At 66.0% G+C, this 12,164-nt stretch carries 10 protein-coding genes; 3 read left to right on the forward strand and 7 right to left on the reverse strand.

Translation table 11 applies throughout. The annotated features are described in order from the left end of the window. Window positions 1–118: 118 nt before the first annotated feature. The 3 genes from pnp to KR541_RS11675 form a co-directional block, all read right to left on the reverse strand. Complete coding sequence (pnp, locus tag KR541_RS11665; protein ID WP_050016459.1) at window positions 119–2,266, reverse strand: polyribonucleotide nucleotidyltransferase; 2,148 nt, start codon at window positions 2,264–2,266, stop codon at window positions 119–121. Window positions 2,267–2,556: 290 nt separating this feature from the next. After that, window positions 2,557–2,826: a 30S ribosomal protein S15 gene (gene rpsO / locus KR541_RS11670; RefSeq protein WP_006398792.1), complete on the reverse strand. Its 270-nt coding sequence runs from the start codon at window positions 2,824–2,826 to the stop codon at window positions 2,557–2,559. 107 nt (window positions 2,827–2,933) lie between these two features. Beyond that, window positions 2,934–4,193 carry a branched-chain amino acid ABC transporter substrate-binding protein gene (locus tag KR541_RS11675; RefSeq protein WP_089488683.1) on the reverse strand — a complete coding sequence of 420 codons (1,260 nt, stop codon included), beginning with the start codon at window positions 4,191–4,193 and terminating at the stop codon, window positions 2,934–2,936. 166 nt (window positions 4,194–4,359) lie between these two features. Between KR541_RS11675 and KR541_RS11680 the strand changes: the two genes are divergently transcribed. The 3 genes from KR541_RS11680 to KR541_RS11690 all read left to right on the forward strand — a co-directional run bounded on the left by KR541_RS11680 (window position 4,360) and on the right by KR541_RS11690 (window position 7,500). Then, window positions 4,360–4,872 carry a hypothetical protein gene (locus KR541_RS11680; RefSeq protein ID WP_050016457.1) on the forward strand — a complete coding sequence of 171 codons (513 nt, stop codon included), beginning with the start codon at window positions 4,360–4,362 and terminating at the stop codon, window positions 4,870–4,872. Window positions 4,873–5,255: 383 nt separating this feature from the next. Continuing rightward, on the forward strand, window positions 5,256–5,909 hold the full coding sequence (locus tag KR541_RS11685; protein WP_050016456.1) for a carbonic anhydrase: 654 nt from the start codon (window positions 5,256–5,258) through the stop codon (window positions 5,907–5,909). Window positions 5,910–5,949: 40 nt separating this feature from the next. After that, entirely contained in the window at window positions 5,950–7,500 is a 1,551-nt protein-coding gene (locus KR541_RS11690; RefSeq protein WP_050016455.1) for a SulP family inorganic anion transporter, read from the forward strand. A gap of 85 nt (window positions 7,501–7,585) precedes the next feature. Here KR541_RS11690 and KR541_RS11695 read toward each other — a convergent pair whose 3' ends face one another. From KR541_RS11695 to ilvC, 4 genes are all read right to left on the reverse strand, one after another. Beyond that, a complete protein-coding gene (locus tag KR541_RS11695) occupies window positions 7,586–9,130 on the reverse strand; it encodes a 2-isopropylmalate synthase (protein WP_050016453.1) in 1,545 nt (514 codons plus the stop codon). A 329-nt stretch (window positions 9,131–9,459) separates the two neighbouring features. Next, window positions 9,460–10,332 (reverse strand): CDP-diacylglycerol--serine O-phosphatidyltransferase, encoded by an 873-nt coding sequence (gene pssA, locus KR541_RS11700; protein ID WP_050016452.1) that lies wholly within the window; start codon window positions 10,330–10,332, stop codon window positions 9,460–9,462. Between the two features lie 15 nt (window positions 10,333–10,347). Next, window positions 10,348–10,992, reverse strand: coding sequence for a phosphatidylserine decarboxylase (locus tag KR541_RS11705; protein WP_006491035.1), 645 nt, complete (start codon window positions 10,990–10,992; stop codon window positions 10,348–10,350). Window positions 10,993–11,131: 139 nt separating this feature from the next. Beyond that, window positions 11,132–12,148, reverse strand: a complete 1,017-nt coding sequence (gene ilvC / locus KR541_RS11710) for a ketol-acid reductoisomerase (RefSeq protein WP_034190794.1) — start codon at window positions 12,146–12,148, stop codon at window positions 11,132–11,134. Window positions 12,149–12,164: the final 16 nt, after the last annotated feature.

Raw genomic sequence — 12,164 nt, forward strand, 5'->3', positions numbered from 1 at the left:
TGGCACGCCCGTGCGCACGGCGCGGGCGCCTCGCCGGCGCTGCTGCGCCGCACAACGATGCTACAGAAAAAACGGCCGGCACGCTTTCGCACTGCCGGCCGTTGGTCCGCCTGTCCGCTTACTGCTGCGGCGGCGTATCCGACTGCGCTGCCGCCGCTGCTTCATTCAGCAGCGCCTTGGCCGACAGACGCACGCGACCCTTCTCGTCCGTCTGGATCACCTTGACCTTCACCTGCTGACCTTCCTTCAGGTAGTCGTTGATGTCCTTCACACGCTCGTTGACGATTTCCGAGATGTGCAGCAGACCGTCCTTGCCCGGCAGCAGGTTCACGATCGCACCGAAATCGAGCAGCTTGAGCACCGTGCCTTCGTACACCTGGCCGACTTCGATTTCAGCCGTGATCTGCTCGATGCGCTTCTTCGCTTCGGCCATGCCTTCGCTGCTCGTGCTCGCGATCGTCACGACGCCGTCGTCCGAGATGTCGATGGTCGTGCCCGTTTCCTCGGTCAGCGCGCGGATCACCGAACCGCCCTTGCCGATCACGTCGCGGATCTTTTCCGGGTTGATCTTGACCGTGATCATGCGCGGCGCGAATTCCGACAGTTGCGTGTTCGCACCCGACACCGCCGACGTCATCTTGCCGAGGATGTGCATGCGGCCTTCCTTCGCCTGCGCGAGCGCGACCTGCATGATTTCCTTCGTGATGCCCTGGATCTTGATGTCCATCTGCAGTGCCGTCACGCCTTGCTCGGTGCCGGCCACCTTGAAGTCCATGTCGCCGAGGTGATCTTCGTCGCCGAGGATGTCGGTCAGCACCGCGAACTTGTTGCCTTCGAGGATCAGGCCCATCGCGATACCCGCGACGTGCGCCTTCATCGGCACGCCGGCGTCCATCAGCGCGAGGCAGCCGCCGCACACCGATGCCATCGACGACGAACCGTTCGATTCGGTGATTTCCGACACGACGCGGATCGAGTAGCCGAATTCGTCGGCGCTCGGCAGGCACTTGACCAGCGCGCGCTTGGCCAGACGGCCGTGGCCGATTTCGCGACGCTTCGGCGAGCCGACGCGGCCCGTTTCGCCGGTCGCGAACGGGGGCATGTTGTAGTGGAGCATGAAGCGCTCGCGGTATTCGCCTTCGAGCGCGTCGATGATCTGCTCGTCACCCTTCGTGCCGAGCGTCGCGACGACCAGCGCCTGCGTTTCGCCGCGCGTGAACAGCGCCGAGCCGTGGGTACGCGGCAGCACGCCGGTGCGGATCTCGATCGGGCGCACGGTGCGCGTGTCGCGGCCGTCGATGCGCGGCTCGCCGTTCAGGATCTGCGAACGGACGATCTTCGCCTCGATGTCGAACAGCACGTTGCCGACCGTGGCCTTGTCGGCCGCGACCGTACCGGCCGCCAGCGCGTCTTCCTCGAGCTTCGCCGACGTCGCCGCGTAGACTTCCTTCAGCTTCGCCGAACGCGCCTGCTTGTCGCGCAACTGGTAAGCGGCGAGCAGATCGTTCTGCGCCAGCTCGGTCACGCGGGCGATCAGCGCCTCGTTCTTCGGCGCCGGCTGCCAGTCCCACTCGGGCTTGCCGCCGTCGCGCACCAGCTCGTGGATCGCGTCGATCGCGATCTGCATCTGCTCGTGGCCGAACACCACGGCGCCCAGCATCACTTCTTCCGACAGTTGATCGGCTTCCGACTCGACCATCAGCACGGCGCGCTCCGTACCCGCGACGACGAGGTCGAGGCTCGATGCCTTGAGCTGGTCACGCGTCGGGTTCAGCACGTATGCGTTGTCGATGTATGCGACACGCGCGGCACCGACCGGGCCGTTGAACGGCAGGCCCGACACGGCGAGCGCGGCCGATGCGCCGATCAGCGCGGGGATGTCCGCCGGGATTTCCGGGTTCACGGACAGCACGTGGATCACGACCTGGACTTCGTTGTAGAAGCCTTCCGGGAACAGCGGGCGCAGCGGACGGTCGATCAGGCGCGACGTCAGCGTCTCGTGCTCCGACGGACGGCCTTCGCGGCGGAAGAAGCCGCCCGGAATCTTGCCGGCCGAGTAGGTCTTCTCGAGGTAGTCGACGGTCAGCGGGAAGAAATCCTGGCCCGGCTTCGCCGACTTCGCGCCGACGACGGTTGCCAGCACGACGGTGTCTTCGACGTCGACGATCACGGCGCCGCTCGCCTGGCGGGCGACTTCACCGGTTTCGAGGCGCACCTTGTGCTGGCCCCATTGGAATTCCTTCACGACCTTGTTGAACATGGACATGGTTGCTCCTTTGTATTCATGCATTTCATTCGCCGCGCCGGCCATCCCGCGCGGCGGCGTCCCGACCGAATCACCCGGAGCAAGGTGTGTTTTTTATGCCATTCCAGCGCGGCGCTCAAGCAGCGACGCGCTGGAATGACACAAATCCTGCCCCGGTATCGGTCGTGGCGGCGGCCCCGTACGAACGTGCGGGAGCGCCTGCGGTGCGTGTGACGCTACGCACCGCGCAAAAACAAAATGCCTGTATCAGCGGACTGACACAGGCATCTTGCTGGCGGCAATCGCCTCGATTACTTACGCAGACCCAGCTTCTCGATCAGTGCGCGGTAACGGTCGGCATCCTTGCCCTTGAGGTAGTCGAGCAGCTTGCGGCGGCGGCTCACCATGCGCAGCAGACCGCGGCGGCTGTGGTGATCCTTCGCGTGGGTCTTGAAGTGACCCGTCAGTTCGACGATACGTGCGGTCAGCAGTGCGACCTGGACTTCGGGCGACCCCGTGTCGTTGGTACCGCGGGCGAACTGAGCAACGACTTCCGACTTCTTGATATCTGCAACAGACATGTGATTTCCTTTCTAACTGAACAGGCGGACACGGAAGAATGGCCGTGCCGTGACTTACAACCGGCGCGCATTGTAGCACAACTCGGTGCCGTTCTTGGCGCTTCCCGTCACGGGCGCGTCATCGAGCACGTCGACGGCATCTCCGTGCGTTGCGCCGGCACCGCGAGCGCCGTCCGGAAGCCGTAGCCCGATGCCTCGTTGTCGAAGCGCACGCCCGGCGTGCCGGCCTTGTCCATTTCCATCACGTAAAGGGGCTGGATCAGCTGGTGATCCTGCGCGCGCATCCGCGACGCGTGGAAGCCGTCGTCGAACGACAGCCCCTCGAGCGCACGCGCGACCGCGACTGGGTCGGCCGAACCCGCACGGGTCATCGCGGCGGCCAGCATCTGGATCATCTGGCTCATCCGCCGCACCGGGTAGTCGTCCTGGGCGGCCGGAAAACGGGTCCGGAACGCGCGGTAAAACGCGTCGGACGCGGCGCCGCCCGCGTTCGGGTGCCAGTCGGCTACCGCCACGACGCGGCCGACACCCGCGTCACCCAGGGCCGCCGGCGCGCCGAGGCTGTTGCCGTAGAACGTATAGAACTTGGCGTTGAGCCCCTGTTCGCGCGCCGCCTTCACGAGCAGCGTGAGGTCGTTGCCCCAGTTGCCGGTCACGACGGCGTCCGCGCCGCTCGCGCGGATCTTCGCGATGTACGGCGAGAAATCCTTGATCCGGCCGATCGGGTGGAATTCGTCGCCGGCGATCGTCACGTCCGGGCGCCGCGCGGCCAGCGCCTGCCGAGCGAGGGTGCTGACGTCGTGACCGAAGCTGTAGTCCTGGTTCAGCAGATAGACCCTGCGCAGCGCGCGATCGCGCGCCATCACGTCCGCGAGCGCCGCCATCCGCATGCCGGCATGCGCATCGAAGCGGAAATGCCAGAAACTGCAGCGCGCGCCGGTCAGCGCCGGATCGTCGGCCGAGTAGTTCAGCAACAGCATCCGGTTGTCCGGATCGCGTGCGTTCAGCTTGTCGAGCGCCGCGACGAGCGCGGCCGCGACGGCCGAGCTGTTGCCCTGCGCGACGAAGCCGACATGGCGGTCGGCGGCCGCGCGCAACTGCACGAGCGCCTCCTCAGGGCTGCCCTTGCTGTCGAGCACGACGAGCTCGAGCGGGTGCGCGCCGTCGCGCAGCTTCACGCCGCCCGCCGCATTGACCTGCTCGACGCCGAAGCGCAGGTTGCGCTCGACCGCCGCGCCCGCGTTCGCGAACGGGCCGGACATCCCTTCGATCAGTGCGATCCGCACCGGCTCGCCGCCGGCAAACGCGGACGACACCAGCATCCACCCCGCGCTCCACGCGAGCGCGCATCGCTTCCATCCGTGCATCGCCAACCTGCCCTTCAATCTGCCCGAGAAGCGCGGATCATAGGCCGCCGCGCCCGCGGCCCGCAAGCGCGACGGCGCGCGATCCGCACCGATTTTTTCCGCCCGATGCACGATCGCGCGCCGTCCGTGATAAAACGGGACCTGTTTCCGTGTTCTGGAGAATCCGATGCGCTCTCGCATTCCCGCGCGCCTGCCGGTGCTGGTCGCCTGCGCCGCCGCGCTGCTGGCCGGTTGCGCGCAACCGTGGCAGCAATACCAGGCCGGCCAGGACGAGTCGGCGATCGTCGCGCGCATGGGCCCGCCGCGCGAGATCTATGACCTCCCGGGCGGCGGCAAGCGCCTGATGTGGCCGACCCAGCCAATGGGCGAGATCACGGTCGCGGCCGACGTCGACGCGGCCCACCGGATCGTCAACGTGCGCCAGGTGCTGCAGCCGAGCGAGTTCTATCGCGCGGAGATCGGCAAGTGGACGAAGACCGACGTCCTCGTCAATTTCGGACGCCCGGTCGAGACCTCCTACTTTCCGCTGATGAAGCGCGAGGTGTGGACGTACCGGTATCTCGAGGACAACGTCTGGTACATGATGTACAGCTTCTACTTCGATCCGCAGGGCATCCTGCGCACCACGCAGAAAACGCCGGACCCGCTGCACGATCCCGATCGCCGCACGCTGTTCTGACCGATTGCGCATTGACGCGCAATTGTCGCAATGGCCATTCACGAATGATTGCGTGAATGGCCATTTCATTTTTTCCGTCGTGTTATTTAATTTCAGGAATAAGACGGAAAACTTTTCCGATCGTTAATATTTCGATGGCAATACGCTGAACGGCCCGTCATGCGGGCGCCTGCGCATAAACAGGCATGCCCGGCGCATGTCATGCGTCTCGCTGGTGCATGCAATGCACTACGCCTAATCAATTTGAAACAATTTGTTTCAACCCACCCGGAGTGCTAGGGCATACCCCTAATATCAGTCGAAATCGAACCTTTCAACTTAGAAAGAATGTCGGTACGCCATTTCGATCGATATTTATTCGCCTTGTTCATAAAGGAGTCCTCATGAACCGCCCCAAGAGCATGCTGGTTGCCAACATTGCCTGGGCCCGCGAGACGCGCGAACACACGCCCGGCTTCTTCGACACGCTCGCGCGCGGCCAGAACCCGCGCGTGCTGTGGATCGGCTGCGCCGACAGCCGCGTGCCGGCCGAAACCATCACGCACTGCGCGCCCGGCGAGCTGTTCGTCCATCGCAACATCGCGAACCTGTTCCAGCCGGACGACGACAATTCCGCCAGCGTGCTCGAGTACGCGGTGCGGGTGCTGAAGGTCGACCACGTGATCGTGTGCGGTCACTACGGGTGTGGCGGCGTGCGCGCATCGCTGCTGCCGCCGCCCGCCGACCTGCCGCACGTCGCGCGCCGCATCGCGCCGCTCTGCGCGCTCGCGCGGCGCCATCGCGACACGCTCGACGGGCTCGACGACCTGGCCGCCGCCGATCGCCTCGCCGAGCTGAACGTGCTCGAACAGGTGCGGCTGCTGCGCGCGTCGCCGATCGTGCGCGGCCGCGAACGACCGCCGCTCGTGCACGGCTGGATCTTTTCGCTCGCCGACGGCCGCCTGAAGGAGCTCGATTCCGGCTATGCAGCACCGCCGGCCGAAGCCGAGCCCGAGCCCGAGCCGGAGCCTGTTGCCGCCGCCGCCGCGCTCGGTTGACCCGCGCCCTGCCCTCCACGCCAACGAAACCGCCCCAACCATGAAACTGAACGAGCGCCTGTCCACCCTGCCGCGCGACATCGTCGCCGGTATCGTCGTTTTCCTCGTCGCGTTGCCGCTCTGTCTCGGCATCGCCAATGCCTCCGGCGTCGAACCGTTCGCCGGGCTCGTGTCCGGCATCGTCGGCGGCATCGTCGTCGCGCTGCTGAGCGGCTCGTCGCTGTCCGTCAGCGGGCCGGCCGCCGGCCTCGTCGTGATCGTCGTCGAAGGCATCGCGCAGCTCGGCAGCTTCTCCGCGTTCCTGCTCGCGGTGTTGCTGTCCGGCGTGCTGCAGTTCGGCTTCGGCATGCTGCGCGCCGGCCGCTTCGCCGCCTACGTGCCGTCGCCCGTCATCAAGGGCATGCTCGCCGCGATCGGCCTGCTGCTGATCGTGAAGCAGATTCCGTTCGCATTCGGCATCGGCGGCGCGGCTTCGCAATCGTTTGCGAACTGGCTGACGCTGCCGACCGCATGGGCCGCCACGGCCATCGCGGTTGCGTCGCTGGCGCTGCTGATCGCGTGGGACACGCCGGCACTCAAGCGCTTCGCATGGGTGCGTTCGGTCCCCGCCCCGCTCGCGGTCGTCGTGCTCGGCATCGGCGCGACGCTCGTGCTCGGCATGGTCGCACCGGCAGCCGCACCGGGCGCCGCGCATCGCGTCACGCTGCCCGAATTCGACTCGTTCGCGACGCTCGCGGCATCGCTCAAGCATGCGGAGCTCGGCCCGAACTTCGCGCACCTGGTCAATCCGGACGTCTGGCGGGTTGCGATCACGCTGGCGGTCGTCGCGAGCCTCGAGACGCTGCTGTGCCTCGAAGCGGTCGAACAGATCGATCCGAAGCGGCGACCGACCCAACCCGATCGCGAACTGAAGGCCCAGGGCGTCGGCAATCTGGTCGCGGGCGCGGTCGGCGGCCTGCCGATCACGTCGGTGATCGTGCGCAGTTCGGCCAACGTCAACGCAGGCGCGCAAAGCCGGATGTCCGCGATCGTGCACGGGATCCTGCTGCTCGCGAGCGTGTTCGCGCTCACCGGCCTGATCAATCTGATCCCGCTCGCGAGCCTGGCCGCGATCCTGATCCACACCGGTCTGAAGCTCGCGAAACCGGCGCTGTTCCGCTCGGTGATGAAGCAAGGCCCGGCCGCGTTCGCGCCGTTCGCCGCGACGATCGTCGGCGTGCTCGCAGTCGACCTGCTGTTCGGCATCGCGCTCGGCCTCGCGTGCAGCGTGCTGGCCGTCGCCGTCGCGAACCTGAAGAGCCCCGTCACGCTCGCGCAGCATGACGACCACTTCCTGCTGTCGTTCCGCAAGGACGTGTCGTTTCTGGGCAAGGTACAGGTCAAGCACCACCTGCGCCACATTCCGGACCGGGCGGCGGTGATCATCGACGCGACGCGCGCCGACTACATCGATCACGACGTGCTCGAACTGCTCGATGCGTTCGTCGCCGATGCGCCGCGGCGCGGGATCGCGGTCGAGTTCCGCCGGCGCCAGCCGGCGCCACGCGCGGCTGCGCGCCGCTGGCTGTTCCGCGCGCCGGCCGCCGAATGAGCGGCCAATGAAAAAACGCCTCGGGCGGCGCAGGGCCGCACGGGGCGTTTCGGGGCTGCCTGATGAGCGCGGCGGCGCGCGCAGCTTACGAACGCTGCGGGTTGACCTTGTCGTCCTTCGAGTGCAGCTTGTTCAGCGCGGAAATGTACGCTTTCGCGGACGCGGCGACGATATCCGGATCGGTACCGACGCCGTTGACGATCCGCCCGCTCTTCGACAACCGGACCGTCACTTCGCCCTGCGCCTGCGTGCCGGTCGTGATCGCGTTCACCGAGTACAGCAGCAGCTCGGACCCGCTGCCGACTTCGCCCTCGATCGCATTGAACGTCGCGTCGACCGGGCCGTTGCCGCGCGCCTCGCCGGTCACTTCCTTGCCTTCGACCGCGAACACGATTTTCGCCTGCGGCTGCTCGCCCGTTTCCGAACGCTGCGACAGCGACACGAACTTGAAGTGCTCCTGCTCGTGCGCGAGCGCCGATTCCTCGGACACGATCGCGATGATGTCCTCGTCGAAGATCTCCGCCTTGCGGTCGGCCAGATCCTTGAAGCGCATGAACGCGGCATTCAATTCGGCTTCGCTGTCGAGCGATACGCCGAGTTCCTGCAGGCGCTGCTTGAACGCGTTGCGGCCCGACAGCTTGCCGAGCACGATCTTGTTCGCGGTCCAGCCCACGTCTTCCGCACGCATGATCTCGTAGGTGTCGCGCGCCTTCAGCACGCCGTCCTGGTGAATGCCCGACGCGTGCGCGAACGCGTTCGCGCCGACCACTGCCTTGTTCGGCTGCACGACGAAACCGGTGATCTGCGACACGAGCTTCGACGTCGGCACGATTTGCGTCGTGTCGATGCCGACGTCGAGGCCGAAGTAGTCCTTGCGGGTCTTCACGGCCATCACGATTTCTTCGAGCGACGTGTTGCCCGCGCGCTCGCCGAGGCCGTTGATCGTGCACTCGATCTGGCGCGCACCGCCGATCTTCACGCCGGCGAGCGAGTTCGCGACCGCCATCCCGAGGTCGTTGTGGCAATGCACCGAGAAGATCGCCTTGTCCGAGTTCGGAATGCGTTCGCGCAGCGTCTTCACGAGGTTGCCGTACAGCTCCGGCACGCCGTAGCCGACCGTATCGGCGATGTTGATCGTCGTCGCGCCTTCGGCGATCACGGCTTCCAGCACGCGGCACAGGAAATCGAGATCCGAGCGGCTGCCGTCTTCCGGCGAGAACTCGACGTTGTCGGTGAACTTGCGCGCGAAACGCACCGCGAGACGCGCCTGCTCGAACACCTGGTCCGGCGTCATCCGCAGCTTCTTCTCCATGTGCAGCGGCGACGTCGCGATGAACGTGTGGATCCGCGCGCTGTTGGCCGGCTTCAATGCGTCCGCCGCGCGCTGGATGTCCTTGTCGTTGGCCCGCGCCAGCGAGCAGATCGTGCTGTCCTTCACGAGACCGGCGATCGTGTGGATCGCGTCGAAATCGCCGTTGGAGCTGGCGGCGAAGCCGGCCTCGATCACGTCGACCTTCATCCGCTCGAGGTGCTTCGCAATGCGGATTTTCTCTTCCTTCGTCATCGACGCACCGGGCGATTGCTCGCCGTCACGCAACGTCGTATCGAAAATGATCAGCTTGTCTGTCATGGGGGGCTCCAGGGCTCTTTTATACGGAAGTCAAACGTAATGAGATCGCGCCACCGCTGGCGACGCTCAACAACAGACGAGGCTTGAGACGGGGGGCGAGAACGGTCAGCGCGGCAGGCGCGCCAAAGCTAGCGCGCGTAGCGGCGCACCGGCTAGAAGGAGGGAGAGGCGGGGAAATGCAGTCATGCCGAAGACTATAGCGACATTCCGCTGGCCGCGCAATCGGACGGCGCCCGGGAACCGACGCAGTCCGGCCAGCAAAAAGGGACAAATGAAAACGGCGGCCCCGAGGCCGCCGTTTCCGGGCAGATCGCAGATCGCGCGCGGATTCAGTGATCGCGCTGCGACGAGCGCGCCGGGTTCGCCCGCCCGCGAATGGCCTGGTAGGCCCAGAACACATAGCCGGACAGCCCGTACAGCACGAACAGGCAGAACAGCATCAGCGGCGGATCGGACGACACGAGCACGAACGCGACGACGACGAGCAGGATCGCCGCGAACGGCACGCGGTGCCGCACGTCGAGCGCCTTGCCGCTGTAGAACGGTGCGTTCGACACCATCGTCACGCCCGCGTAGATCGTCAGCGCGAATGCGACCCACGGCAGCCAGCCAAGCTTCATCGGCACGCGGTTGTCGGTCGCGAGCCACACGAAGCCCGCGATCAGCGCGGCGGCGGCCGGGCTCGGCAGCCCCTGGAAGAAACGCTTGTCGACGCTGCCGATGTTCGTGTTGAAGCGCGCGAGGCGCAGCGCGGCGCCCGAGCAATAGACGAACGCGGCGAGCCAGCCCCAGCGGCCGAGATCCTTCAGCACCCATTCGTACATCACGAGCGCCGGCGCGACGCCGAACGACACCATGTCCGACAGGCTGTCGAACTGCTCGCCGAACGCGCTCTGCGTATGCGTCATGCGCGCAACGCGCCCGTCCATCCCGTCGAGCACCATCGCGACGAAAATCGCGATCGCGGCGATCTCGAAGCGGACGTTCATCGCCTGCACGACCGCGAAGAAGCCGCAGAACAGCGCGGCGGTCGTGAATGCGTTCGGCAGCAGATAGATGCCGCGCGTCTTCAGGAACCGCTGGCGCGCGGCGCGGCGGCTTTCGAGCGGCGCCGCATCGGGCGCCATCACCTTGTTGCGGCGGAACGGGCGTGGCGTCTGGCCGGAGCCGTTACGCGGCCGACGCGGTTTGAATGCGGCCATCGTGCGCCCCGCCGCTTACTGTTCGAGCTCGGCGAGGATCGTCGACGACGCGTAGACCTTCTCGCCGATCGACACCTTCGCGCGGCTGCCGAGCGGCAGGTACACGTCGACGCGCGAACCGAAGCGGATGAAACCGTAGCGCTGGCCGCGCGACAGCGGCTCGCCGGCGCGCACGTAGCAGAGGATCCGGCGGGCGATCAGGCCCGCGATCTGCACGGACGTGACGGTCTTGCCGCTCGCCGTCTGGATCACGACCGCATTGCGCTCGTTCTCGGTCGACGCCTTGTCGATCGCCGCGTTCAGGAACGCACCCGGGAAGTACTCGACCTTGCTGATCGCGCCATCGACCGGCGAACGCTGCGAATGGACGTTGAAGACATTCATGAACACGCTGATCTTCAGCGCTTCGCGGTTCGCGTACGGATCCTGCGCGGTCTCGACCGCGACGATGCGGCCGTCCGCCGGGCACAGCACCGCGTTCGGCTGCGCCGGGATCGGGCGCTGCGGATCGCGGAAGAACTGGACGACGAAGACGAGCAGCAGCCAGAACGGCCACGCGAAGCCGAAGCCCCCGACGGCGTGGATCAACAGCGCGATGACGGCTGCAATCGCGATGAACGGCCAGCCTTCGCGCGCGATGATCGGATGAGGATAGTTCATGGGTTCGTTCGGTGTTCGGTGAATTGCAAAGCCCGTAGGATAGCAAAAGCCGCCCGGGGCACTGCTGCCTTCGGACGGCTTTTTGATACCGACCCTCCACTCGAAGGGCCGGAACAGCACGTTTTGCTTCTATCGGTGCTTAGTTCTTCGTCTGGTCGACGAGCTTGTTCTTCGCGATCCACGGCATCATCGCGCGCAGCTTCGCGCCGACCTGCTCGATCTGGTGCTCGGCCGTCAGGCGGCGGCGCGATTGCAGCGTCGGCGCGCCCGCCTTGTTCTCGAGAATGAAGCTCTTCGCGTACTCGCCCGTCTGGATGTCGGTCAGGCACTGCTTCATCGCCTTCTTCGTCTCTTCCGTGACGACGCGCGGGCCGGTCACGTATTCGCCGTACTCGGCGTTGTTCGAGATCGAGTAGTTCATGTTCGCGATGCCGCCTTCGTAGATCAGGTCGACGATCAGCTTCAGTTCGTGCAGGCACTCGAAGTACGCCATTTCCGGCGCGTAGCCGGCTTCGACCAGCGTCTCGAAACCGGCCTTGATCAGCTCGACGGTACCGCCGCACAGCACGGCCTGCTCGCCGAACAGGTCGGTTTCGGTTTCTTCACGGAAGTTCGTCTCGATGATGCCGGCACGGCCGCCGCCGTTCGCCGCCGCGTACGACAGCGCGATGTCGCGCGCCGCGCCCGACTTGTTCTGCGCAACCGCGATCAGGTGCGGCACGCCGCCACCTTGCGAGTACGTGCCGCGCACGGTGTGGCCCGGTGCCTTCGGCGCGATCATGATCACGTCGAGGTCGGCGCGCGGGATCACCTGGCCATAGTGGACGTTGAAGCCGTGCGCGAACGCGAGCGCCGCGCCCTGCTTGATGTTCGCGTGCACTTCCTTCGCGTACACGTCGGCGATCTGCTCGTCCGGCAGCAGCATCATGACGACGTCCGCGCCCTTCACTGCTTCGGCGACTTCCTTGACCGACAGGCCGGCGTTTTCGGCCTTGCTCCACGACGCGCCGTCCTTGCGCAGGCCGACCGTCACGTTCACGCCGCTTTCCTTCAGGTTCAGCGCGTGCGCATGGCCTTGCGAGCCGTAGCCGATGATCGTGACTTGCTTGCCCTTGATGAGGGAGAGGTCGGCGTCTTTGTCGTAGAAAACGTTCATGATGGTTCCTTCGCTA

This window comes from Burkholderia sola (assembly GCF_905400185.1).
Lineage (GTDB): Bacteria > Pseudomonadota > Gammaproteobacteria > Burkholderiales > Burkholderiaceae > Burkholderia > Burkholderia sola.